The 24,664-nt window shown below is 60.7% G+C and carries 25 protein-coding genes and 1 pseudogene; 14 read left to right on the forward strand and 12 right to left on the reverse strand.

Features of this window, described 5'->3' with window-relative positions; translation table 11 throughout:
- The first annotated feature begins 15 nt into the window (after positions 1-15).
- Positions 16-810 carry an enoyl-ACP reductase FabI gene (fabI, locus tag FFS64_RS12180; RefSeq protein ID WP_007956947.1) on the forward strand — a complete coding sequence of 265 codons (795 nt, stop codon included), beginning with the start codon at positions 16-18 and terminating at the stop codon, positions 808-810.
- A gap of 109 nt (positions 811-919) precedes the next feature.
- Here fabI and FFS64_RS12185 read toward each other — a convergent pair whose 3' ends face one another.
- Entirely contained in the window at positions 920-1,780 is an 861-nt protein-coding gene (locus FFS64_RS12185; protein ID WP_137805581.1) for a LysR family transcriptional regulator, read from the reverse strand.
- A gap of 115 nt (positions 1,781-1,895) precedes the next feature.
- Between FFS64_RS12185 and FFS64_RS12190 the strand changes: the two genes are divergently transcribed.
- A complete protein-coding gene (locus FFS64_RS12190) occupies positions 1,896-2,321 on the forward strand; it encodes a VOC family protein (protein ID WP_095194954.1) in 426 nt (141 codons plus the stop codon).
- A gap of 40 nt (positions 2,322-2,361) precedes the next feature.
- Here the strand turns inward: FFS64_RS12190 and FFS64_RS12195 are convergent, their stop codons facing one another.
- From FFS64_RS12195 to FFS64_RS12220, 6 genes are all read right to left on the reverse strand, one after another.
- Positions 2,362-2,934, reverse strand: coding sequence for a GGDEF domain-containing protein (locus FFS64_RS12195; protein WP_137805582.1), 573 nt, complete (start codon positions 2,932-2,934; stop codon positions 2,362-2,364).
- Positions 2,935-3,008: 74 nt separating this feature from the next.
- Positions 3,009-3,590: a hypothetical protein gene (locus tag FFS64_RS12200; protein ID WP_137805583.1), complete on the reverse strand. Its 582-nt coding sequence runs from the start codon at positions 3,588-3,590 to the stop codon at positions 3,009-3,011.
- A 1-nt stretch (position 3,591) separates the two neighbouring features.
- The gene (locus tag FFS64_RS12205) at positions 3,592-5,760 is read right to left on the reverse strand and encodes a xanthine dehydrogenase family protein molybdopterin-binding subunit (RefSeq protein WP_137805584.1); all 2,169 of its coding nucleotides are present in this window, start codon (positions 5,758-5,760) and stop codon (positions 3,592-3,594) included.
- Between the two features lie 7 nt (positions 5,761-5,767).
- The gene (locus tag FFS64_RS12210) at positions 5,768-6,223 is read right to left on the reverse strand and encodes a (2Fe-2S)-binding protein (RefSeq protein WP_137805585.1); all 456 of its coding nucleotides are present in this window, start codon (positions 6,221-6,223) and stop codon (positions 5,768-5,770) included.
- A 173-nt stretch (positions 6,224-6,396) separates the two neighbouring features.
- Positions 6,397-7,551, reverse strand: coding sequence for an NnrS family protein (locus FFS64_RS12215; RefSeq protein ID WP_137805586.1), 1,155 nt, complete (start codon positions 7,549-7,551; stop codon positions 6,397-6,399).
- Entirely contained in the window at positions 7,551-7,799 is a 249-nt protein-coding gene (locus FFS64_RS12220; RefSeq protein ID WP_137805587.1) for a transmembrane sensor/regulator PpyR, read from the reverse strand. The genes FFS64_RS12215 and FFS64_RS12220 overlap by 1 nt, the downstream gene beginning before the upstream one ends.
- Before the next feature lie 265 nt (positions 7,800-8,064).
- Here FFS64_RS12220 and FFS64_RS12225 point away from each other — a divergent pair, with 265 nt between their 5' ends.
- Both FFS64_RS12225 and FFS64_RS12230 read left to right on the forward strand, forming a co-directional pair.
- The gene (locus tag FFS64_RS12225) at positions 8,065-8,568 is read left to right on the forward strand and encodes a VOC family protein (RefSeq protein WP_137805588.1); all 504 of its coding nucleotides are present in this window, start codon (positions 8,065-8,067) and stop codon (positions 8,566-8,568) included.
- A gap of 33 nt (positions 8,569-8,601) precedes the next feature.
- Positions 8,602-9,441, forward strand: coding sequence for an AraC family transcriptional regulator (locus FFS64_RS12230; protein WP_137805589.1), 840 nt, complete (start codon positions 8,602-8,604; stop codon positions 9,439-9,441).
- Positions 9,442-9,476: 35 nt separating this feature from the next.
- Here the strand turns inward: FFS64_RS12230 and FFS64_RS12235 are convergent, their stop codons facing one another.
- Positions 9,477-10,070 carry a LysE family translocator gene (locus FFS64_RS12235; RefSeq protein ID WP_137805590.1) on the reverse strand — a complete coding sequence of 198 codons (594 nt, stop codon included), beginning with the start codon at positions 10,068-10,070 and terminating at the stop codon, positions 9,477-9,479.
- An 88-nt stretch (positions 10,071-10,158) separates the two neighbouring features.
- Positions 10,159-11,490 carry a PLP-dependent aminotransferase family protein gene (locus FFS64_RS12240; protein WP_137805591.1) on the reverse strand — a complete coding sequence of 444 codons (1,332 nt, stop codon included), beginning with the start codon at positions 11,488-11,490 and terminating at the stop codon, positions 10,159-10,161.
- Positions 11,491-11,579: 89 nt separating this feature from the next.
- On the opposite strand from FFS64_RS12240, the gene FFS64_RS12245 reads away from it, so the two are divergent.
- From FFS64_RS12245 to FFS64_RS12275, 7 genes and pseudogenes are all read left to right on the forward strand, one after another.
- Positions 11,580-12,476: a DMT family transporter gene (locus FFS64_RS12245; RefSeq protein ID WP_137805592.1), complete on the forward strand. Its 897-nt coding sequence runs from the start codon at positions 11,580-11,582 to the stop codon at positions 12,474-12,476.
- Between the two features lie 92 nt (positions 12,477-12,568).
- Positions 12,569-13,189: a LysE family translocator gene (locus tag FFS64_RS12250; protein WP_137805593.1), complete on the forward strand. Its 621-nt coding sequence runs from the start codon at positions 12,569-12,571 to the stop codon at positions 13,187-13,189.
- Positions 13,190-13,308: 119 nt separating this feature from the next.
- Positions 13,309-14,391, forward strand: a complete 1,083-nt coding sequence (locus tag FFS64_RS12255) for a bifunctional transcriptional activator/DNA repair enzyme AdaA (RefSeq protein WP_137805594.1) — start codon at positions 13,309-13,311, stop codon at positions 14,389-14,391.
- A gap of 33 nt (positions 14,392-14,424) precedes the next feature.
- Positions 14,425-15,237: an isocitrate lyase/phosphoenolpyruvate mutase family protein gene (locus tag FFS64_RS12260; protein WP_137805595.1), complete on the forward strand. Its 813-nt coding sequence runs from the start codon at positions 14,425-14,427 to the stop codon at positions 15,235-15,237.
- Between the two features lie 4 nt (positions 15,238-15,241).
- Complete coding sequence (locus FFS64_RS12265; RefSeq protein WP_137805596.1) at positions 15,242-15,859, forward strand: DNA-3-methyladenine glycosylase; 618 nt, start codon at positions 15,242-15,244, stop codon at positions 15,857-15,859.
- A 146-nt stretch (positions 15,860-16,005) separates the two neighbouring features.
- Entirely contained in the window at positions 16,006-16,494 is a 489-nt protein-coding gene (locus FFS64_RS12270) for a GFA family protein (protein WP_137805597.1), read from the forward strand.
- Positions 16,495-16,594: 100 nt separating this feature from the next.
- Positions 16,595-17,035, forward strand: a pseudogene (locus tag FFS64_RS12275) (MipA/OmpV family protein); the annotation flags it as partial.
- 129 nt (positions 17,036-17,164) lie between these two features.
- Here FFS64_RS12275 and FFS64_RS12280 read toward each other — a convergent pair.
- Positions 17,165-17,773: a tRNA-(ms[2]io[6]A)-hydroxylase gene (locus FFS64_RS12280; RefSeq protein ID WP_137805598.1), complete on the reverse strand. Its 609-nt coding sequence runs from the start codon at positions 17,771-17,773 to the stop codon at positions 17,165-17,167.
- A gap of 162 nt (positions 17,774-17,935) precedes the next feature.
- On the opposite strand from FFS64_RS12280, the gene FFS64_RS12285 reads away from it, so the two are divergent.
- Positions 17,936-18,799 carry a universal stress protein gene (locus FFS64_RS12285; protein ID WP_137805599.1) on the forward strand — a complete coding sequence of 288 codons (864 nt, stop codon included), beginning with the start codon at positions 17,936-17,938 and terminating at the stop codon, positions 18,797-18,799.
- Between the two features lie 100 nt (positions 18,800-18,899).
- On the opposite strand, the gene FFS64_RS12290 is transcribed toward FFS64_RS12285, so the two are convergent.
- Positions 18,900-19,370, reverse strand: coding sequence for a DUF1289 domain-containing protein (locus tag FFS64_RS12290; protein ID WP_137805600.1), 471 nt, complete (start codon positions 19,368-19,370; stop codon positions 18,900-18,902).
- Positions 19,371-19,829: 459 nt separating this feature from the next.
- On the opposite strand from FFS64_RS12290, the gene acnB reads away from it, so the two are divergent.
- Positions 19,830-22,430 carry a bifunctional aconitate hydratase 2/2-methylisocitrate dehydratase gene (gene acnB, locus FFS64_RS12295; RefSeq protein ID WP_137805644.1) on the forward strand — a complete coding sequence of 867 codons (2,601 nt, stop codon included), beginning with the start codon at positions 19,830-19,832 and terminating at the stop codon, positions 22,428-22,430.
- Between the two features lie 175 nt (positions 22,431-22,605).
- Here the strand turns inward: acnB and FFS64_RS12300 are convergent, their stop codons facing one another.
- Positions 22,606-23,886 (reverse strand): serine/threonine transporter, encoded by a 1,281-nt coding sequence (locus FFS64_RS12300; RefSeq protein ID WP_137805601.1) that lies wholly within the window; start codon positions 23,884-23,886, stop codon positions 22,606-22,608.
- 375 nt (positions 23,887-24,261) lie between these two features.
- Here FFS64_RS12300 and FFS64_RS12305 point away from each other — a divergent pair, with 375 nt between their 5' ends.
- Complete coding sequence (locus FFS64_RS12305) at positions 24,262-24,645, forward strand: tautomerase family protein (protein ID WP_137805602.1); 384 nt, start codon at positions 24,262-24,264, stop codon at positions 24,643-24,645.
- Positions 24,646-24,664: the final 19 nt, after the last annotated feature.

Here is a 24,664-nt window from a genome sequence, read left to right on the forward strand (position 1 = left end):
AGAGAGGAGCAACACATGGGTTTTCTCGCCGGTAAGCGCGTACTGATCGTCGGTGTCGCCAGCAAGCTGTCCATCGCATCCGGCATCGCTGCCGCCATGCATCGCGAGGGCGCTGAGCTTGCCTTCACTTATCAGAACGACAAACTCAAGGGTCGTGTCGAAGAGTTCGCACAAGGCTGGGGTTCGAGCCCTGAGCTGTGCTTCCCGTGCGACGTGGCCAGCGATGAAGAAATCGCCAAGGTCTTCGAAGAACTGAGCAAGAAGTGGGACGGCCTGGACTGCATCGTGCACTCCGTGGGCTTCGCCCCGGGCGACCAACTGGACGGCGACTTCACCGAAGCCACCACCCGTGACGGTTTCCGCATCGCCCACGACATCAGCGCCTACAGTTTCGTGGCCCTGGCCAAGGCCGGTCGCGAAATGATGAAAGGCCGCAACGGCAGCCTGTTGACCCTGTCGTACCTGGGCGCCGAGCGCACCATGCCGAACTACAACGTAATGGGCATGGCCAAGGCTTCCCTGGAAGCGGGCGTTCGTTACCTGGCCGGCTCCCTGGGCCCGGACGGTACTCGCGTCAACTGCGTATCGGCTGGCCCGATCCGCACCCTCGCCGCTTCCGGCATCAAGAACTTCCGCAAGATGCTGGCCGCCAACGAAGCACAAACCCCGCTGCGTCGCAACGTCACCATCGAAGAAGTGGGTAACGCCGGTGCGTTCCTGTGCTCGGACCTGGCGTCCGGCATCAGCGGCGAAATCATGTACGTGGACGGTGGCTTCAACACCACGGCCATGGGCAACATCGAAGAGTGATTTTCGGTTAGCCATTAAAAAACCCGCCTGTTTTGGCGGGTTTTTTGTGCCTGCATTTTCAACCCTGATGCAATCCAATGTGGGAGCGGGCTTGCTCGCTCCCACAGGGTTATTCGGTGTTCAGGCATTTCGCGAACAACTGCTGGATCGGTTGCATGCGCTGGCTGTAGCGCTGCAACAGGACTATCTCGCGGTAAAAGGTCAACTCACCCAAGCGAATCACCCTGACCTTCGCCCCATGCTCCAGCCAAAGTCCCGCCTCCGGCAACAGCGAAATCCCCAACCCGCATTCGACCATTTTCACAATGGCTTCCAGCTCATCCAGTTCCAGTGCGACCTGCACGTCGATCTGCCGTTCCCGCAGAAATCGCGTCACCAGGCGCCCGCCGAACGAGTTGCGGTCGTAGCGCACATGGGGATGTTCGGCGAGCAGCTTGAGCGCGTCATCGCCTTCAAGGTCCATCGGCGCGATCAGCACGAACGGTTCGCGGCGGATCACTTGCGCCGACAGTTCCTTGGGCAGTTCGAACGGCGGCTTGATCAGGATCGCCAGGTCCACCTCACCCGTGTCCACCTGACTCAACAGATTCAGGGAAACGCCCGGCACCAGTTTCGGCTCCAGGCGCGGCGCCTGCTGGCGCAATCGCAACAATGCCTGGGGCAGCAATCCGGTTTGCACCGTGGCCACGGCGCCGATCTTCAATTCGCCACGGTACTCGCTGACGTCATCACTGACCGCCATGCGATTGAAGATTTCCAACATCTCCCTGGCCATCGGCAACGCGCGCTGTCCCGCCGCATTGAGCAGCGCCTGACGCCCGGTGCGATCGAACAGACGAATGCCGAGGGCTTGTTCCAGATTGCGAATCTGCGCGCTGACCGCCGATTGCGTCAGGCCGATGTGCATGCCTGCTGCGGCGAACGTGCCATGGCGCGCCACGGCGATAAAGGTTTTCAGTTCTCGAAGCATGGCAGCCACCGATTGATCGAAATAATTTGAGCTCGATGCAAAAACTATCGTCTTTCAATCGAAAAGCACAGGACTAAACTCTGCCTGAACTCCCCATGCAAGCGAGGCAAGCCTGATGCAACTGTCCCCTTTTCACCTGGCCATTCCCGTGTATGACCTGGCTGCTGCGCGGCACTTCTATGGCAGCGTATTTGGTCTCGAAGAAGGTCGTTCGAGCGATCATTGGGTCGATTTCAACTTTTTCGGCCATCAACTGGTCATCCACCTGGCGCCGAAAAACGCCTCGCAGGAAGCTGCCCATACCAACGCCGTCGACGGTCATGACGTGCCGGTGCCGCATTTCGGCGTGGTGCTGGGGATGGCGCAATGGGAGGCACTGGCCGAGCGGCTGAAGGCACTGCAGACGCGCTTCGTGATCGAGCCGGGGATTCGTTTTCAGGGATTGGTGGGGGAACAGGCGACGATGTTTCTGTTCGATCCGTGCGGGAACGCGCTGGAGTTCAAGGCGTTCAAGGATATTGGGCAGTTGTTTGCCAAGTGAAGAGATGTCTCGCCTGCCAGGGCCTCATCGCACCACACGGCTACCGGCCCAACATTTTTTCAGCCTCAACCAACAGCTCTTCAGCCGTTCCATGAACCGTCGGGTCATGCTCGATCTGCCCGATACTGAAACGAATCTCATACCCGCGATGCGCCGTGGCAATGCGTTCATCGAGCATTTCCTCGAGCCGCGCCTTGATCGCCGCGATGTCCACACTGCCAGAGCCGGTGAGCAAGGCAACGAAGGTGGCTCCATCCAGCCGCCCGATCACTTCGCTTTCACGAAAACCGATGCGCAGGACATCGGCAAAGGTTTTCAGCGCGTTGTCACCTTCAGTGCGACCAAACAGGTAGTTAATGCGTTTGAATTCATCGAGATTGAAGAACAGCAACGTCGCCGGTCGGCCCAGTTGCCCGCAGGCGTCCAGCCCCAGTTGGGCCAGCGCCAGGAAACCGTGCCGGTTGGGCAGCAGCGTCAACTCATCCATGCTCGCCATCTGCACCCCGATCAGCTCTTGCTCCGCCTTGCGGGCGAGATCGCGCAGTAGCTCACGCTCCTGCTGTGGCGTCCCTGCACGTACACCTGTTTTGTGCGGTTTGCCTGAAATCAGCATCACATACTCCATGGGTGGGTATGTTCTTTAGAGCCCTCGATACCGGGTTTGACTCCCTGTCGACTCGCCGTTGGTCAGCTACCCACTACCGGACACGGCCCGCCGGCGTCCGCCCAGCGCTTGAACTGCGTGACAAAAACATCGTGCGGCACCGGCACCGGCGCGCGATCACCGCCCGGATTCCAGCCCCAAAGCACCAGTTTGTCTTCACGGACATGCTTGATCAGCGCCGCGAAATCACGGTCGCCGTTGCGCGTACGGTCCTTGATCATGCTGCACAGCTGGTCGGGCGGCAGGCCGATCCAGGCCATTTTTTGCGCCGTCGGCGGCAAGCTCCAATGCGGTGCACCGGGTGGCGCTTTCGGGCCGTAGCTGGCCGGTGGATTGGCTTCGGCATGACAACTGGCACAGGGCAAGCCCGCCGCCCCCTTGCCGCCCATACCCCGCACGACGTTCATCGCGTGGGGCGTTCCCGCATCGAACTGCAACGGCGAATCGCCGGGAATGTGGCAGTTCTGGCACCGGGGACTCTGGAATACTTTCTGTACCGTGTCGAAGGCCTTCGCGGCCTCTTTATCTTCGGCGAACAGCTCGGTTGCATAGACAAAAAGGCCTACCAGTATCAGCGCCCCAAGCACCCAATGATGCCGTCTCATCTCACACCCCCGACAGTTGCAGCGGCAGCTCCCGCAGGCGTTGCCCGGTCAGGGCGAACACCGCGTTGGCCACCGCCGGCGCCGTGGGTGGTACACCGGCCTCGCCGATGCCTCCGGGTTTTTCGCTGCTGGGCAGGATATGCACTTGCACCACCGGCATCTCGTTGAGCCGCAGCACCTGATAATCGTGGTAGTTGGACTGCACCACCTTGCCGTCCTTGATCGTCAGTTTGCTGTGTAAGGTGAAACTCAGGCCAAAAGCGATGCACGACTCCATTTGCGCCGCGATACTCTGCGGGTTGACCGCAATCCCGCAGTCCACCGCGCACACCACCCGATGTACGCGAATCGCCAGGTTCTCCTGGGACACCTCGGCGACCTGGGCCACGTAACTGCCGAACGATTCATGCACCGCCACGCCCAGGGCATGGCCGTCCGGCAGTGGCGCTTTCCAGTTGGCTTTCTCTACCGCCAGGTTCAACACACCCAGGTGCCGTGGATGGTTCTTGAGCAAGGTCCGTCGGTACTCCACCGGGTCCTTGCCCGCCGCCGCGGCCAATTCATCGATCAGCGATTCCATGACGAAACCGGTGTGGGTATGCCCCACTGAACGCAGCCACAGCACGCTGATGCCGGTTTTCGGCGAATGCAGGTCAACCTGATGGTCGGCCAGTCCTTCGAGATACGGGCTATCGGCCACGCCCTCGACCGAGGTCTTGTCGATGCCGTTCTTGACCATGGCCGCTTCGAGCGAGGTACCGGCCATGATCGACTGCCCGACCAGCACATGTTTCCACGCCATTGGCAGGCCGTCGGCACCCAGGCCGACACGCGCCTGATGCAGGAATGCCGAGCGGTAATAGCCGCCACGGATGTCATCCTCCCGCGCCCACACGGTTTTCACCGGTGCGCCCGCGGCCTTGGCGACCTGCACCGCTTCGGCGACAAAATCCGACGTCGGATTGGCCCGGCGGCCGAAACCGCCACCCAGGAACTCGGTATGGATCTCCACTTGCTCAGGCTTGAGCCCGGTGATTTTCCCGGCAATCATCTGGTCCAGGGTCTGGAACTGCGTACCGGTCCAGATCTCGCATTTGTCCTGGGTGATTTTCACCGTGCAATTGAGCGGTTCCATAGGCGCGTGGGCCAGATACGGCACGCTGTACTCGACGTCGAGGGTCTTGGCCGCTTTGGCCAATGCAGCCTTGGTATCGCCGGCCTGGCTGGCCGGAAGGCCGGGGGTGGCGGCGAGTTTGCGAAAGTCTTCCAGCAATTTCTGACTGTCGAGCCCGGCGTTCGGCCCCAGTTCCCATTCGACGTGCAGCGCATCACGCCCCAGTTTCGCCGCCCAATAGTGATCGGCAATCACCGCCACGCCCGTCGGCACCTGCACCACTTTGTGCACGCCAGGAATCGCCAGCGCCTCGGCGCCTTCAAAGGATTTGACGCTGCCGCCGAATACCGGCGGACGGGCGACCATCGCGGTCATCAGGCCTTCGAACTGCACGTCCATGCCGAACCTGGCGCGCCCGGTGATCTTCTCTGGCGTGTCCAGGCGTTTCGTGGGTTTGCCAATGATTCTCCAGTCCTTGGCCTCCTTGAATTTGATGGTCGCAGGGTCCGGCACCGGCAACTTGCCGGCGTCGTCGGCCAGTTCACCATAGGTGGCGCGCTGGTCGCCGGCAATCACTACACCCGATTCGGTACGAATGTCGGAAGGTGCGACGTTGAAGCGCTTGGCCGCCGCCTCGATCAACATCAACCGCGCCGCCGCGCCGGCCTGGCGGTAGCGGTCGAACTCCATCCAGGTCGAGGTCGAGCCGCCGGTGATCTGCATGCCTCCAAAACCCGCCAGGCCATAGTCCTTGGCGGAGGCCGGGGAATGCTCGACGCGGATTTTTGACCAGTCGGCGTCCAGTTCTTCGGCGATCAACATGGTCAGGCCGGTCCAGATGCCCTGGCCCATTTCCGAATGACCGAGCAGCACGGTGACGCTGTTGTCATTGCCGATGCGCAGGAAGGCATTGGGGGCGAACGCGTTGCCCTGGTTCTCGGCCCCCACGGCAAAGCGATGGCCACCGGGGATGACAAACGCCACCACCAGCCCGCCGCCCAGCACGGCACTGCCTTTGAGAAAACTACGTCGCGAGAGCGGATGAATGCTGTCCATGGCCACCTCAACCCAACTCAGCGGCGCGTTTGACCGCAGCACGAATTCTTGGATAGGTGCCGCAACGGCAGATGTTGCCCGACAGCGCCTGATCGATATCGCTGTCGGTCGGTTGCGGGATCTTCGCCAGCAACGCCGCGGCCGACATGATTTGCCCGGACTGGCAGTAACCGCACTGCACCACATCGAGTTCAGCCCAGGCTTGCTGCACCGGGTGTGAACCGTCAGTCGACAAGCCTTCGATGGTGAGGATTTTCTGCCCATGGGCCACGGCAGTAGCCGGCGTGATGCAGGAACGTAATGGCGTGCCGTCGATGTGTACGGTGCAGGCGCCACACTGGGCCATGCCGCAGCCGAACTTGGTCCCGGTGAGGTGCGCGACATCGCGCAGGACCCAGAGCAAAGGCATGTCCGCGGGGACATCCAGTTCCTGGTCCTTGCCATTGATATTGAGGGTCAGCATTGCGAAGCTCCTCAGACTCACGGTGTTCTGAAGGGGGCGTCGCTGTGGCAATGAAAAACCTACGCGCGCCTTGGTTATCCCTACAGCTAAGTCCAATTTGCTTCGCTGGCCGTGGTGTATCGACCACCGGTCACAAAAAAGCCGCCTTGATGGGCGGCTTTGTCAGATAAGGGTTAAACCCTCGGCTTGAACAAAATACCGGTGTAGCGCAACAGAAACAGCCCGAACGCCATACACCAAAGCAGCGCCGACAATCCCAATCCCAACCCGGAAAAAGGCACCAGCAACACCCGTGACAGACCCGCCACCAGCACCAGGGCAAACCCCAGGACAATCGCTTTCGACGGCTGCAACGGCCGCCCGGTGTGACCCAGGCTGACCCGGGCAATCATGGCCAGAATCAATCCACCCACTCCACCCACCGCCAGCGAATGGGTCGCCAGGCTCTGTTGCGGCATCAGGCCGACATGCCACAGCGCCATCGCGAACACCGCCACCACCAGCCAGACGTAGGACAGGTACAGCGACCACAACAGCGGCACGCGCCACATGCCCCGATCATGCCAACGCCACAGGCGCATCAGGTGCAAAGCACCCATCAGCACAAACAACGCCGCCAGCCAGAGTCTGGGGACGTCATGCAAACCGAGGGCGAAGGTCAACGCCACAAGCAAACTACCCAGTAACAGAATCCGGGTCGGCCATGGACTGATTGCAGGCTGTGCCGGGCGATTCAAGCCGCGCTGGATGAAGAACGGGATTACGCGCCCGCCGATCACGCTCATCATTGCGCCCACCAGCCACAGGGCGGCCAGTACACCACGCCGCTGCAGGCCTGCGTCATCAATCGACATCCCCCACAGCGTCATGGCCTGACAACCGGCCAGCAGCATGACCATCAGCAGAATCGGATAGTTTTCACGCTTGCCGGCCGCTATCAGGTCGCGGCCCAATGCACTGGCCAGCAGTGGCAGAAAAGGCAACTGCAGCAGAAGCACAAACGCAGGAGGAATCGGCATCCACCAGGCCAGCCGCGCCAGCAGCCAGACCAGCACCAGCCCGATCAACGGCCAGCCCTTGAGCCCCGGTCGACCGGTCCAGTTAGGCACCGCCGTCAACAGGAACCCGCCGATGATCGCCACGGCGAACCCGAACGGCATTTCGTGTCGATGCCAGGCAAGCATGCCACCCACCGGTTGCGCGCCGGGCAAGCGGCCGTACAACCACAAGGCCCAGATCGCCACCGACAGGGCGGCGAACGCGGCTCCCATCAAAAAGAATGGACGAAAACCGAGGCTGAAGACCGGTGCCGCGAGCAGTTTGCGCATCAGGCCAGCGCCCCGGTCAGTGGTTTGCTCAACCGGTGCTGGGCCAGCAGGCGCATGACGTAACCGATTTTCAGCAAGGTCGGGCCGACAATGGTCATGGCGTGCAATGACACCTGCGCCAGGATCGACAGGTGACCGGCATAAAGGTACGCGCCGTAGATCCCCGCCAGCAGCATGGCCAGGCCAACACCGAGTACACGGCTGGAAAGGTGCAGAACATTCTGAGGCTTGCTGAAGAAATGGAACATTTTCCGTACTCCTGTAGCAGTTCAGTTGTACGTTTGAAGTATCAAGTCTCGTGCCAGACTTTTACCCCTTATGAATCAGGCGCTTGAGAACAAAGGTGTCATAACGACTCACGACAAAAATAGTCTGTATGACTCAATAGACAGTCAAATTGACTATTTTCACAGCGCTCTGCTGGCGCACTTGTCGATCTACGGCACAACCAGACAAGCACGAGCTGGCTACGCTGATAATCCAGCATGCAAAAACCTGCCAGGGAGACCCGCCATGCTACATGTTCAAAAACTCACACCCTGCCTCTGGTTCGACGGTCAGGCCGAAGAGGCTGCGAAGTTCTACTGTGCGATCTTCGATCACGCAAAAATCACCGCCATCACTCACTACGGCAAGGCCGGCCAGGAAATCCATGGTCACGAGGAAGGCTCGGTGCTGACGGTCAGTTTCGAACTCGACGGGCAGACTTTCACCGGCCTTAACGGTGGCCCGAACTTCAAGTTCAATGAGGCGATCTCGTTTCAGGTCAATTGCCAGACCCAGGAAGAAGTCGATCACTTCTGGGGCAGGCTGTCCGCTGGCGGGCCGGTGGAGGCGCAGCAGTGCGGCTGGCTCAAGGACAAATTCGGCGTGTCGTGGCAGATCGTGCCGGTGGCGATGATGGAGATGCTTAAAGACCCTGACACAACCAAATCCCAGCGCGCCATGGCGGCGATGATGCAGATGAAAAAATTGAATATCGCCGAGCTGCGACGAGCCTTTGATGGCGAGAGCTAATACACTCCGGGGCTGATCTGCCGAGGACTGACCATGACGCTCTCCAAGCCCAGGCCCAAGGACCCGGACAAGGCTCCGCGCTTCTGGCGCGATGATGCCCTGCCCTTCATCGAGGCACGCTCCATCGCCGATGGGCGCGAGGTCTGTTACACGCGGCATTCCCACGAGCATTTTTCCATCGGTGCGATCACCGCTGGACGCAGTACCTATGTCCACGAGCAATCACGATTCGAGGTCAGTACCGGCACCGTGGTGCTGATGAACCCTGGTGATGTTCACGCCTGCAATCCCATCAACGACCAGCCCTGGTCCTACCTGATGCTGTATGTCGATACCCCGTGGCTCACCGACTTGCAGCATCAGCTCGGCTTCAGCGACGACCTGGCGTTTCGCCGCTTCAGCGTCACCCATACGCCGGATGTCGACCTGTTTGAGGGTTTGAAGGATTTGTATGAGGTGTTGGTCGATCCACAGCAGGACGTTTTGCATAAACACAGTGCGGCGGTGGAGTTTTTCACCGAGGTACAGCTAAGGCTGAACCCGGTCGATCAGCCGTTGCGCGAGCCCAACTTCAAGCTGGAACGCGCCGCCCAATTCATCCGTGAACACTGCACGCAAATGCTCAAGCTCGAAGACATTTGCGAAGCGGCACAATTGTCGCCGTCCTACCTGATCCGCGCCTTCAAGCAGCATTACGGTATGACGCCTCACGCCTTCCTGGTCAACCGGCGCATCCAGTTCGCCCGGGATCAACTGCGCAACGGCAAACTGATCGCCGACGTCGCGCTGGAAGCGGGATTTGCCGATCAGGCGCATTTTCAACGGGCGTTCAAGCAGCATCTGGCGGCGACGCCGGGGCAGTATCGGGGGTGATCCTGTGCCCCCCTCGTCACAGGTTCTCCTCGATATCAGTCACTCGGCAGTAACAGATACACCGCACTCACCGCCAACATCAGCGCCATCACCCGATTGAACCAACGCATCCCCGCCGGGTTGTTCAGGTAGCCGCGCAAAAACGTCCCGGCATACGCCCAGCAGCCGACCGACAGGTAGCAGATCACCAGGTACACCGCCGCGAACTGCCACACCAACCGCGCCTCGCCATCGGCGACAAACGCGCCCATGCCGGCCACGCAGGCCAGCCAGGCTTTCGGGTTGAGCCATTGCATGACGGCCCCGTACAGCATCGACGGCGCACGGCCCGCCTCTTTCGCCTCAAGTTGCCCGTTGTCGGCCGCCAGCTTGAACGCCATGTACAACAGGAACGCCACGCCGGCCCACTGCACCACCTGAGTCATGGCCGGCCACAGCAGCAACAACTCATGCAACCCCAGCCCCATCAGCACCAGCAGCAACACAAAGCCCAGTGTCGCCCCCGCCACATGCCGCTGACTGGCGCGAAAGCCGAAGCGCGCCCCCGAACTCAACGCCACGATATTTACCGGCCCCGGCGTTATCGAAGCGGCCAACGCAAACGCCGCCATGGACATCATCAGACTCATCGCACACCTTCTTCCTGTCAGTTGAACCAGGCCTCAAGGTAATGAGCACCTTGGCGTGCGTATTGAAGAAAACTGCCCTGCGAGACCACTACGCGTAATAACCCACCACCCGTTTCACTTTCACCAAGGCCTCGCGCAGCGAGTCCATGTCCACCGAGCCCAGCGCCAAGCGAATCGCGTGCGGCACATGGGGGGTTATCGCAAAGGGTTCGGCAGGCGACACCGACACCTGCTCGCGCATCAACGCCATGGCGATCTGGTCGGCCCGGGCGTCTTCGGCCAATGGCAGCCAGATGAAGTACGAAGAGGGATGGCTGATGGTCCTGAGTCCCGCCAGCACCTCCTGCGCCAAGGCTTGCCGGGCTCGTGCGTCCGCACGCTTTTGCCCCTCCAGCCTGGTCACGGTGCCGTCGTCGAGCCAGGCCGTGGCAATGGCCGTCATCACACCGGGGGTGTTCCAGGTGGTTGCCATGATCGTGCGTTCGAATCCCGCGATCCATTGCGCGGGCGCGGCCACGAAACCGACACGCAGGCCGGTGGCGACATTCTTCGATAAACCGGACACGTAGACCGTTCTTTCCGGTGCCATTTCAGCCAGGGGTGGCGGCGCGTTTTCCGCCAGGAACGCGTAGGCCGCGTCCTCGATGATCGTCAGGTCATGCTGGCGCGCCATCGCCACCAAGCGCTCGCGCTGATCGGCGTCCATCACCCAGCCCAGCGGGTTATGCAAGGTTGGCATCGAATAGATGGCCCGCACCGGTCGACTGCGGCAGAGCTTTTCCAGGGCCGGCAAATCCGGCCCCTTGTCGGTGACCGGAATCGGCAAGACTTCAAGGTGCAGCGTTTCGGCCAGCGTCTTGAACCCCGGATAGGTCAAGGCATCGGCGGCGATGACATCGCCGGGCTTGAGCAGCGTCATCATCACCACCGCCAGGCCATGCTGCGCACCACTGACGATCAACACCTGCTCGGCCGGCACGTTCAGGCCGCGATCGGCAAGGTGGCGCGCGACCGAGGCCCGCTCATGCATTCGCCCCGCGTGGGGCTGGTAACGCAGCAGGGCTTCAAGGTCGCCGGACAGCGCGAGCTGGCGCAAGGCCGTGCGCAACAGATCCGCCTGACCGGGCAACGACGGGTAGTTGAAGTTGAGGTCAATCATCCCCGCCGCCACCACGGACTGCGAAATGCCCTGGCCAGGTGGCAACGCTGTCTCCCTGACAAAGGTCCCGCGTCCGGTTTCGCCGCTGATCAGGCCCATGCTTTCAAGCTCGGCGTACACCCGGCTGGCGGTGACCAGCGCCAGGCCATGCTTGGTGGCCAGTTGCCGATGCGTCGGCAGGCGTGTGCCGGGCGGCAAACGCCCTGAACGGATGTCGGCGGCAAAAGCATCTACGAGAGACTTGTAGCGGGAGCGCGGCATGTCGAGATGTATCCATGACAATTTTTTGATTGTATCGATAGTCAGCCATAGGATGGGTTTCATGCAACCCAACAATGAGTGTGAGCGAAATGGAACGGACGTCGAACCTGCAAAACCGGGCGCTGGACAGCAATGCGAACGGCTGGATCAATGGCCTGATCGGTGTGGTGATTTTCAGCGGCTCACTGCCGGCAACACGGGTGGCGGTGCTGGAGTTCGACCCGGTATTCCTCACGGTGGCCCGCGCGACGATCGCCGCGATTCTGGCCCTGTGCCTGCTTCTGGCGTTCAAGGAAAAACGTCCCGCACGCCATCAACTGGTGCCCCTGGCCATCGTCGCCCTGGGCGTGGTGGTGGGGTTTCCGCTGCTGACCGCGCTGGCGCTGCAGTACGTGACCTCCGCTCATTCCATTGTGTTCGTTGGCCTGCTGCCGCTCGCGACCGCAGTATTCGGTGTTTTGCGTGGTGGTGAACGCCCCCGCCCGGTGTTCTGGATCTTCTCGGTGCTGGGCAGTCTGCTGGTGGTCGGTTTCGCCGTGGCCCAAGGCCTGACCGCCTCACCCCAGGGCGACATCCTGATGCTGTTGGCAATCCTGGCCTGTGGCCTGGGGTATGCCGAAGGGGCCAAGCTATCCCGCACGCTTGGCGGCTGGCAGGTTATTTCCTGGGCGCTGGTGCTGGCGTTGCCGGTCATGGCGGCACTAACCTGGTGGCGGCTGCCGGTTTCGTTCAACGGCATCAGCACACCCGCCTGGTTCAGCCTGGCCTACGTGTCGCTGTTCAGCATGCTGATCGGTTTTGTGTTCTGGTATCGCGGGCTGGCCCAGGGCGGAATCGCCGCCGTCGGACAACTGCAATTGCTGCAACCGTTTTTTGGCCTGGCACTGGCGGCGACCTTGCTGCACGAGCATGTGAGCATCGGCATGCTCGGGGTGACCGTGGCGGTGATTCTGTGCGTGGCCGGGGCGAAAAAATTCGCCCGTTAGCCACTGCTATGGCGCTTGCCGTCATGACTGTACGGGTCAGTCCAACCGCCTCTCGTGATAAAAACAGGGCTCCCGTTACAAGGAGCCCGCCCATGGACCTCGCCACCCTCACACTCTTCCTTCCGGCCTGCTTCGCCCTGAACATGGCGCCAGGCCCGAACAACCTGCTGTCGGTCAGCAACTCCACCCGCTACGGCTACCGCACCGCTTGTGTGGCCGGGTTGGGTCGCTTGCTGGCGTTCGCCGGGATGATCGCCCTCGCCTCGGCGGGCCTGGCGGTGGTGCTGCAAACCTCGGAGTTGTTGTTCTATGGGATCAAGATTCTCGGGGCGGCGTACCTGTTCTATCTCGCCTGGCAACTGTGGCGTGCCGACCCAGGGGTGGAAAACACCGTGACCGGTGCGCCCGTGGGCATGCTGGCGCTGGCCCGGCAGGAGTTCCTGGTGGCGGCGGGCAACCCGAAAGCGATCCTGATCTTCACCGCGTTCCTGCCGCAGTTCGTCGACTCGACCCGCGCCATCACGCCGCAATTCGCGGTGCTGGGCGCGCTGTTCCTGGCGCTCGAATGGGTCGCCATCGCCGCCTATGCCTACATGGGCCTGCACATGCGCCGCTGGTTCGCCAAGCCGTCGGGCAAGCGGATGTTCAACCGCGGCTGCGCGGGGCTTCTATCAGCCGCAGCCTCGGTGTTACTGATGGCACGGCGCACCTGAAACACTGATATTCACTGTGGGAGCAAGCCCGCTCCCTCATTGGTCTGATAGTGAGTCAGTGAAAATTCCCTGTCGATTTTCCGGTGGAGGCTGCCCCTGCCCCGTTCTATGCTGCGTCCATGAACCTACAACACACGCTGCTTCCGCCCCACGCCGAGATGGTTCGCGCCATGCTCGAGCGCGACACCGCCTACGAAGGGGTGTTTTTCACTGCGGTGAAAACCACCGGGATCTTTTGCCGTCCCAGCTGTACGGCGCGCAAGCCCAAGCCCGAGAACGTCGAGTTCTTCGCCCACGCCGATGAATGTTTGTCCGCCGGCTACCGCGCCTGCCTGCGCTGCAAACCGTTGAATGCCGCGGCCGTCGCCCCGGACTGGGTGCAGAAACTGCTCAAAGCGGTGGACGCTGACCCCGAGCAACGCTGGACCGACGCCCAGTTGCTGACCGAAGGCATCGAGCCGCTGAAGTTGCGGCGCTGGTTCAAGCAGCATTTCGGCATGACTTTTCATGCCTGGCTGCGCACCCGGCGCCTGGGCATGGCATTGGGCGGCATCAAACAGGGCGATTCCATCGACAGCGCGGCATTCGATTCGGGCTACGAATCCCTGAGCGGTTTCCGCGATGCGTTCCAGAAATCCTTCCACATCACCCCCGGTCGCGCCGCCAACAGCGAACCCTTGCTGTTCACCCGGCTGACCACGCCTCTGGGGCCGATGATCGCCATGGCCGAACGGCGTGGGCTGGTGTTGCTGGAGTTCCTCGACCAGGCGTCATTGACCCGGGAAGTCGAAGCCCTGCAAAACCGGTTCGGTTACGCCGTGGCGCCGGGGCATAACGCGCATTTGCAGCACATCGAAGAACAGCTGGCTGAGTATTTTGCGGGCAGTCGCACCGAATTCAACGTTGCCCTGCACATGCCCGGCAGCGAGTTCTCCCGCCAGGTCTGGGCCGAGCTGGCAAAAATCCCCTACGGCCAGACCACGACTTACGGTGCTATCGCCAGCCTCTTGGGCAAGCCCGGCGCCAGTCGCGCAGTGGGCCTGGCCAACGGTCACAACCGCCTCTCGATTGTGGTGCCCTGCCATCGCGTGATCGGTGCCGACGGTTCGCTGACAGGCTACGCTGGAGGCCAACCGCGCAAGGCGTTCCTGCTCAGGCTGGAAAACGCTGCGATACAGCTCACCGAACAACTCGCACTCTGATCCCCCCGTGTTTTTCATCAGGAAGGAAATTCGATGGACAGGCTCGACACTCAATTTCATCAACTGCATCAGGACGGTCTGCTGATCCTCACCAACGTCGCCGACGCCGCCGGGGCGCGGCTGGTGGAGCAACTGGGCAACAAGGCGGTGGCCACCAGCAGCGCGGCGGTGGCCTGGGTCCATGGTTACCCGGATGGCAACACCCTGCCCCTTGAACGATTGGTATCGACGGTCGAATCCATTGCACGGGTGATCTCGGTGCCGTTGACCGTGGACATCGAGGCCGGTTACTCCGACGACCTGGCTCGGGTTGCCCATGTGGTAGACGCGGTGATCGCTGCCGGGGCCGTGGGCATCAATATCGAGGACGGTGCCTCATCGCCCGAGTTACTCGCCCGCAAGATCGAAACCGCCCGCGAGGTCGCCGATCGGCGTCATGTGAATCTGTTTATCAACGCGCGCACCGATGTGTACCTGCGGGGCCTGGTTCCCGCCGAAGATCGCGTGGCAGAAACCCTCCAGCGCGCCGCGCGGTATCACGCAGCCGGTGCAAACGGCTTGTTCGCGGCGGGTGTCACGTCGGACTATGAGATCAAAGCGCTGTGCCAGGGCACGCCACTGCCGTTGAATGTGCTTGGGCTACCCGGTCTGCCGTCGCCTGAAGCGTTGCAAGGACTCGGCGTGCGTCGCCTGAGCGCCGGCTCGGGCATCGCCGAGTTTCTTTACGGCGCCATGGCGTCACTGACCAAAAGCTTTCTGCAGAACGGCAAACTCGACAGCCACGACATCAAGGCGTTGACCTATGGCGAAATCAACGCGCTGTTGAAACCGTCCGGGAAAGCCTGAGCCCATGCGCGACCGCTACCAGCCAGCCACTGAGTTTTTATCGTCTCTCGATGATGACTGGCGTCAGCACATCGCCCTGGTCGGCCCGTGCCTGCATCAACCCCATGCCGCACGCGATCCTTATGAATCGCTGGTCCGGGCGATTGCCTACCAGCAACTGCACGCCAAGGCGGGCGATGCGATTGTCGGGCGGCTGCTGGCGTTGTTCCCGCCGGTTTCGTTTCCCAGACCTGAACAGATCGTCGCCACGGATTTCGATCAACTGCGCAGTTGCGGGTTTTCCGCCAGCAAGATCGCGACCATCCAGGGCATCGCCCAGGCGACGCTGGACGGCGTGGTACCGGATTACGCCACCGCGCTGGCGATGGATGATGAAGCACTGATCGAGCGCCTGATCACCCTGCGCGGCGTGGGGCGCTGGACGGTGGAAATGTTATTGATCTACAGCCTGGAACGACCGGACGTTTTGCCGGCCGATGACTTCGGCGTGCGCGAGGGTTATCGGCGGCTCAAGGGGCTGGAGGTGCAGCCGACGCGCAAGCAAATGATCGAGATCGGGTTGGAATGGAGCCCGTATCGGACGGTGGCTTCCTGGTATTTGTGGCGAGTGCCTACGCGATAGACCGCGTTATTGTTCTTCGCGGGCAAGCCTCGCTCCTACAGGGGACTGCATTCCGACTATGGGGCGAGCCTGCTCGCGAAGGCGTCGGCACTCTCGCCGCCTATCTTCTAGGCTAAACCGCATCACTTCAGCCACCGGAGGCCACCATGCATCTCGAAGGCTCCTGCCATTGCGGCGCAGTGTCGTTCAGCCTGAACAGCGCCCACCCCTACCCTTATCAACGCTGCTATTGCTCGATCTGCCGCAAAACCCAGGGCGGTGGCGGTTTTGCGATCAATATTGCCGGTGATGCCAACAGCCTGAAGGTACGCGGGCGCAAGAACCTCGCGATTTACCACGCCCTGCTCAAGGGCGAAGGCGAAAAGCGTGCCCACCGCAGCAGTGCCGAACGGCATTTCTGCTCGGTTTGCGGTTCGGGTTTGTGGCTGTTCAGCCCCGAATGGCCTGAGTTTATCTACCCATTTGCGTCGGCCATCGACACACCGCTGCCGGTACCGCCGGAACACACGCACTTGTTGCTCGGTTCAAAGGCCCCCTGGGTCGAGACCGAGGTCAAACCTGGCGATAAACAGTTCGATGACTATCCCGAAGAATCCATCGCGCAATGGCATGAGCGCCTGGGTTTGAGCCGCTAGGCACTTTCACAGTCTCTGACAGTTTCGCGACATAGCTGCCAAGGATTGCACGTCGCCAGCCACCTAGCATGGGGCATCCAAATTTCCCTCGGGTGTCTCCATGTTCCGTCCGCTGTGTCTGTCGTTGACTTCCTGCTGCCTGCTCCTGCCTTCCACCGCCTTGCATGCCGAAGACTGGCGCTACAGTCTGCGTGCCGGTGCCACCAGCGCACCGCGCTACAGCGGCAGTGACGAGCGAGTGGTAACCCCGTTGGTGGGCGGTGAGATCGTCAGTCCTTATGGCATATTTCTTGACAGCGAGCGGGGCCTGGGCTGGGCCTTTGACGAGGATGATTTCGGCCTCGGCGTGTACATCGGTGCCAGCGATGTGCGCAAGGACCGCAAGACTGGATACAAAGGTTCGGACGAACTCAACGGCATGGGTTCGATCAAGTCGCGGCCAGTGCTGGGACTGGACGGGAGCTATCACATGGGTCCGCTGATACTCGGCGCGGAATTTGAGCATGCGCTGGAGAAAGACGATGACGACCGCGACACGGGCTGATCAGTCGCGGGGCGGATCTGACCTGGTCGTTGCCGGGACAGAGACAAGAAGCAGCGAAAACCGGCCATGAAGGCCGGTTTTCAGTGATGTTTCATGCTTTTAAGAGTTTTTTACATTCTCAGTGCATCAGGCCGCTGCCGGCACGCCACTGTGAAAACGAAACTCCACATCCGGCGACTCAATCAACGCTTGCTCGGCGGCACGAACCTTGTCGATCACCTGCGCAATGTCCTTGGCGTCCCCATACTGGTAAGCCAGTTTCAGGTAACCCTGGAAGTGCCGGGCCTCGCTTTTCAGCAAACCAAAGTAGAACTTGCCCAGCTCTTCGTCCAGATGCGGCACCAGCGCCTCGAAACGCTCGCAACTGCGGGCTTCGATGAAGGCCCCCACCACCAGAGTATCCACCAGTTTCACCGGCTCGTGACTGCGCACCACTTTGCGCAGCCCCGAAGCGTAACGCCCTGCGGACAGCTGGCGCAGCTCGATCTTGCGCTTTTTCATCAGGCGCATGACTTGTTCGTGGTGTACCAGCTCTTCCCGGGCCAGCCGCGACATCATGTTGATCAGGTCGACATGGGAGTGATATTTAGCTATCAGGCTCAGCGCGGTGCTGGCGGCCTTGAATTCGCAATTCTTGTGGTCGATCAGCAGGGTTTCCTGATCGGCCAGCGCGGCCTGGACCCAGCCGTCGGGGGTGCGACAGCCAAGGAACTCGTGAATTTCGGGAAGGATCATGGGGCCCACGGGATAATAGGTTCAAAACGAAGGGCGCCGATTATACCGGCCTGCCGGCAGACCACCAGTCGCCGACCGTTGATATGTATCAACACCCACGCGTCAGGGCAGCAACTATAGTTGTGCAACGCCATGCTTTTTCATTTTCAGGAGATCCCGATCATGCAAGCCATACGCAGCATTCTGGTGGTCATCGAACCCGAACACTCGGAAAGCCTGGCGCTCAAACGGGCCAAACTGATTGCCGGCGTGACCCAGGCGCACCTGCACCTGCTGGTGTGCGACCCCAAGCATGATCACAGCGCCATGTTGAGCGTGCTCAAGGCCGCGCTATTGGAGGACGGTTACAGCGTCACCACCGAGCAGGCCTGGAATCAGAGCCTGCATGAAACCATCGTCGATGTGCAGCAGGCGGAGGGCTGTGGCCTGGTAGTCAAGCAGCATTTCCCCGACAGCGCGCTGAAAAAGGCCCTGCTGACCCCGGCAGACTGGAAACTGCTGCGTCACTGCCCGACGCCGGTCCTGCTGGTGAAAACCGCCGGTTCCTGGAAGGACAAAGTGATCCTGGCGGCCATCGATGTTGGCAACGTGGACCCGGAACACCGCCATCTGCACAACACCATCATCGATCACGGCTATGACATCGCCAGCCTGGCCAAAGCCCATCTGCACGTGATCAGCGCCCACCCCTCTCCGATGTTGTCGTCGGCGGACGCCACGCTGCAACTGAGCGAAACCATCGAGGCGCGCTATCGCGAACAGTGCAAGGCGTTCCAGGCGGAATTCGACATCGACGATGAGCACCTGCACATTTCAGAAGGCCCGGCGGACGTATTGATTCCGTTTATGGTGCACAAACTGCAGGCGGCAGTGACGGTGATCGGCACCGTGGCGCGTAGCGGGTTGTCCGGAACGTTGATCGGCAATACGGCGGAAGTGGTGCTCGATGCGGTGGAAAGCGATGTGCTGGTGCTCAAGCCGCAGGAGATCGAGGATCATCTGGAGGAGATTGCGAACAAGCATTGAGATTTTCGGCGCTTGTCAGGACGCCTTCGCGAGCTGGCCCGCTCCCACAGTTGAAATGCATTTCCCTGTGGAGCGAGCCTGCTCGCGAAGCTTCTAAAAATCAGCCGCCAAACGCATCCTTGAGAAATCCTGGGGCGATATATCGCTGGTAATGCGCCTCGGACAGCAGAAAAAACTCCCGATCAATGGCATCGCGCAATACCGGCAGGTTCCAGTCACGGAACTCCGGCAACAAAACCATCCCGTAGGCTTCCAGGTTATTGATGACCCGCGCGCCCCGGGCGATCAATTGGTACGCCCAGCAATAGGCCGACTGATGCGGCACGAAGCGGATCTTGCGCTGCTCCAGCTGGGTTCTGAGCAGCGACGCATCGAAAATCTCGACCTTGGCCGCCATCACCTGGGACAACAGCTGCTCCAGACGAAGCCATACCGCACGTTTTTCTTCTTCGTTGTAACCGTTCCAGTGAATCACTTCATGGTGGAAACGCTTGCAGCCACGGCACACCAGGTCACCGTAGACAGTGGAGCAAAGGCCGACGCAGGGGGTCTTGATGGTCTGATTGGGCATAGGTAGGCAGAACACGAAAAAGCAAAACAGGCCGGCATGTTAGCCCTTTGTCCGGTATTGATCACCCCTCAAAGTTCAGCGCTTGAGGCTCTGTCGCACTCCCGAGGCTGTTCGCCACCAAAGTCCAATAGAGCCTGACTTACCTTTAATTTTTTTTTGCCGTAGAATCAGCCAGCCTTTTTAGGCGCCAATGTCCGTTAGAAGCTGTTTTCAAAGCGTCACGAGCACAGTCGTTCCTTCAGAGCGGTGTTGGCGAAGGTTTTTTCCAGCGGGGAAGAATCCGACGCCAACCCTCATCAGCTCCCGTTCTGCAGGCGTAAAACTTTGAAAGCAGCTTCTGTAAGGAATTGTCGGTAATTCTGGCTAAGTGGCTCACAACGCCATGCAGCGCATGAGTACGGCAATTTCGGGATGAGCGTCCCGGACACCCATTTGGGACCACTGATGAGGGTAATAACTGTGCTTGAAGCCTACCGCAAACATATCGAAGAGCGTGCAGCACTGGGTATCGTTCCCCAGCCGCTTAACGCCGAACAAACTGCAGGCCTGGTCGAGCTGCTGAAAAATCCCCCGGCTGGCGAAGAAGCTTTCCTCGTTGACCTGATCACCAATCGCGTTCCACCTGGAGTGGACGAAGCCGCCTATGTAAAGGCCGGCTTCCTGTCCGCCATCGCCAAAGGCGAAGCCAAATCCCCCCTGATCGACAAGAAGCGCGCTGTTGAACTGCTCGGCACCATGCAGGGCGGCTACAACATCGTGACCCTGGTGAACCTGCTGGACGACGGCGAACTGGCGCCAGTGGCCGCCGAAGAACTCAAGCACACCCTGCTGATGTTCGATGCCTTCCACGACGTGGCTGAAAAAGCCAAGAACGGCAACGTTCACGCCAAAGGCGTACTGCAATCCTGGGCTGACGGCGAGTGGTTCAAGAACCGCCCTACCCTGGCCGACAAGATCAGCCTGCGCGTATTCAAGGTGACTGGCGAGACCAACACCGACGACCTGTCCCCTGCTCCTGATGCCTGGTCCCGCCCGGACATCCCGCTGCACGCCCTGGCCATGCTGAAAATGGCTCGCGACGGCATCGTGCCTGACGCACAAGGCGTCACCGGTCCGATGAAGCAGATCGAAGAAATGCGCAATTCCGGCTTCCCGATCGCCTACGTCGGCGACGTGGTCGGTACCGGTTCTTCGCGTAAATCGGCCACCAACTCTGTACTGTGGTTCTTCGGCGACGACGTTCCTTACGTGCCGAACAAGCGTGCCGGCGGTTTCTGCTTCGGCAGCAAGATCGCTCCAATCTTCTACAACACCATGGAAGATGCCGGCGCACTGCCAATCGAATTCGACGTCTCCAACATGCACATGGGCGACGTGATCGACCTGTACCCGCATGCTGGCAAAGTCTGCAAGCACGGCACCGACGAAGTCCTGACCACCTTCGAAATGAAGACTCCGGTCCTGTTGGACGAAGTTCGCGCCGGCGGCCGTATTCCGCTGATCATCGGCCGCGGCCTGACCGAGAAGGCTCGTGCCGAGCTGGGTCTGCCACCTTCCGACCTGTTCAAGAAGCCTGAAGCACCGGCTGAAAGCACCAAGGGCTACACCCTGGCGCAGAAAATGGTCGGCAAGGCTTGCGGCGTGACCGGCATCCGTCCGGGCACCTACTGCGAACCGAAGATGACCACCGTGGGCTCCCAGGACACCACCGGTCCGATGACCCGTGACGAACTGAAAGACCTGGCGTGCCTGGGCTTCTCGACCGATCTGGTGATGCAGTCCTTCTGCCACACCGCGGCCTATCCAAAGCCGATCGACGTGACCACCCACCACACCCTGCCTGACTTCATCATGACCCGTGGCGGCGTTTCCCTGCGTCCGGGCGACGGCATCATCCACTCGTGGCTCAACCGCATGCTGTTGCCGGACACCGTCGGCACCGGTGGTGACTCCCACACCCGTTTCCCGATCGGTATCTCGTTCCCGGCCGGTTCCGGCCTGGTCGCGTTCGCCGCCGCCACCGGCGTCATGCCGCTGGACATGCCTGAGTCGATCCTGGTCCGCTTCAAGGGCAAACTGCAACCAGGCGTCACCCTGCGTGACCTGGTTCATGCCATCCCTTACTACGCGATCCAGAAAGGCCTGCTGACCGTCGAGAAGAAAGGCAAGAAGAATGCCTTCTCCGGCCGCATCCTGGAGATCGAAGGTCTGGAAACCCTGACCGTCGAGCAAGCCTTCGAACTGTCCGACGCCTCGGCCGAACGTTCGGCTGCCGGTTGCACCATCAAGCTGTCCAAAGAGTCGATCGCCGAATACCTGAAGTCGAACATCACCCTGCTGCGCTGGATGATCGGCGAAGGCTACGGCGATGCCCGCACCCTGGAACGTCGCGCTCAAGCGATGGAAGCCTGGCTGGCCAACCCTGAGCTGCTGGAAGCGGACAAGGACGCCGAATACGCCGAAGTCATCGAGATCGACCTGGCCGACGTCAAGGAGCCAGTACTCTGCGCGCCGAACGACCCGGACGACGCTCGTCTGCTTTCCAGCGTTGCTGGCGAGAAGATCGACGAAGTGTTCATCGGTTCGTGCATGACCAACATCGGTCACTTCCGCGCTGCCGGTAAACTGCTGGATCAGGTCAAGGGTCAGCTGCCAACCCGTCTGTGGCTGTCGCCGCCGACCAAGATGGACGCTCACCAGCTGACCGAAGAAGGCTACTACGGCATCTACGGCAAGGCCGGCGCGCGCATGGAAATGCCGGGCTGCTCGCTGTGCATGGGTAACCAGGCACGCGTAGAGCCGAACTCGACCGTTGTGTCGACTTCGACCCGTAACTTCCCGAACCGTCTGGGTGACGGCGCGAACGTCTACCTGGCTTCGGCCGAGCTGGCGTCCGTGGCTTCCATCCTGGGTCGCCTGCCGACCGTCGAGGAGTACATGGAATACGCTGGCAAGATCGACAGCATGGCGGCCGATGTCTACCGCTACCTGTCCTTCGACCAGATCGCCGAGTTCCGTGAAGCTGCTGCGAACGCCAACATCCCGGTCGTTCAAGCCTAACGCTGCAACGCAATAAAAAACGCCGCCCATCGTGAGATGAGCGGCGTTTTTTTATGCCTTCAGGAACACCGCGTAATCGTTCATCGCGGGCAAGCCACGCTCCCACAGGTACAGCGCAAACCCTGTGGGAGCGTGGCTTGCCCGCGAAAACGGACTCAAAGCCCCGCAGGACTTATCAGGCACTCAGCGAATAGATCAACGCCGAAATCGCCACCAGCCCCACTGCCACCACAAACACGTTCGACGCCTGACCACGGAAGCGCGCCATGGCCGGTACCTTGCGGATGGCGTACATCGGCATCAGGAACAGGATGGCCGCGATCACCGGGCCGCCCAGGGTTTCGATCATGCCGAGGATGCTCGGGTTCAGTGTCGCGACGATCCAGCACACCACCAGCATGAATGCCGCGGTCATGCGATCCAGGGTCTTGGCCGCCGGACGCTTGCCGCTTTTTAAGATCAAGCCTTTCAGGCCTTCGCTGGCGCCGATGTAGTGCCCCAGGAACGACTTGGAAATGGCCACGAATGCAATCAACGGCGCCGCGAAGGCGATGGTCGGATTGCTGAAGTGGTTGGCCAGGTACGACAGGATCGACAGGTTCTGCGCTTTCGCTTCGGCCAGTTGTGCCGGCGACAGGGTCAGCACGCAGCTGAAGACGAAGAACAGCACCATCACCACCATCAAGGCGTGGGCGCGGGACAGAATCTGCGAGCTGCGCTGCTCGGCGTGGTCGCCGTAACGACGTTTCTGGTCCACCGCGAACGCCGAGATGATCGGCGAGTGATTGAACGAGAACACCATCACCGGGATCGCCAGCCACAGGGTGCGCAGCAACGCCGACGGCTCAGGCAGCGTGCTGGCCGTGGTCAGGATGCCGCCGTTCCAGTGCGGAATCAGGAACACCGCCAGGAACAGCAACGCGACGATGAACGGGTAAACCATCAGGCTCATGGCCTTGACGATCACTTGCTCACCGCAACGCACCACCGCCAGCAGGCCGAGGATCAACACGAACGACAGCACCGCGCGTGGCGGCGGCATGATGTGCAGTTGATGTTCGAGGAAGCTGCCCACGGTGTTGGTCAGGGCCACGCTGTAGATCAGCAGGATCGGGAAGATCGCGAAGAAGTACAGCAAGGTGATCAGCGCGCCGGCCTTGAGACCGAAATGCTCTTCCACCACTTCGGTGATGTCAGCGCCTTCACGGCCGGACAGCACGAAGCGGGTCAGGCCACGGTGTGCGTAGAAGGTCATCGGGAACGCCAGCAGCGCAAGGATCAGCAGCGGCCAAAAGCCGCCCAGACCCGCGTTGATCGGTAAAAACAGGGTGCCTGCACCAATCGCCGTGCCAAACAGGCCCAGCATCCAGGTGGTGTCTTGGCGATTCCAGCTCGAAAGGGTTGCGGGTGTCGCTGCTACATAGCGTTCGTTAACGCTATTGGCCTGATCATTCATCCGGTGGGATCTCCACATTCCGGTCACTTGCCACCCGGCCAGAACGCGTCGGAATACCCGACAGGCAGCGCCCGGCCGAAACAGGGGCGCGATTGTCCGGGATTAGTGAACAGAAGCAAAGACTTAGGTGAGGAACGGTGGTACCAGGTTGCACCCCGGACTCCCTGCGCCTCTGTAGGAGCGAGCTCTGCTCGCGATGGTCGTTAACGATAACGCTGGAAACCAGACACCCCGCGGTGCTCTCGGGTTTCTCGCGAGCGAACTCGCTCCTACAGGGGTGGGGGGTCGCAATCAACGCCACCCGACGATGGACACTTGATAAAGGTCTATCATCATGTATTTTTAAACAACCTGTCTTCGATCTGGGGTCACTCCATGCCACTGGTTCGCGTCGAAATCAAAAAGCAGCATGACCCCACCTACGCCAAACGCATTGGCGAGCTGATCTACGCCGCCATGCACAGCACCATTGGCGTGCCCAGGGACGATAACTTCCAGATCCTCCGCGAACACGACGAGCATCATTTCGTTTTCGATCCGAACTACCTGGGCATCCCGCGCAGCGACAAGCTGGTCATCATCCAGATCACCCTCAGCGAAGGCCGTACCGTCGAGCAGAAGAAACTGTTGTATAAAACCATCGCCGAAAGCCTGAACACGGAACTGTCGGTGCGCCTGGAAGATGTTTTCATTAATCTGGTGAAAGTGAAGAAGGAAAACTGGTCGTTCGACAACGGCATTGCCCAGTACGCCCTCTGATTTTTCAACCCTATTACCT

Origin of the sequence: Pseudomonas sp. G(2018) (genome assembly GCF_005502415.1) — a bacterium.
In the GTDB taxonomy this organism is placed as follows: domain Bacteria; phylum Pseudomonadota; class Gammaproteobacteria; order Pseudomonadales; family Pseudomonadaceae; genus Aquipseudomonas.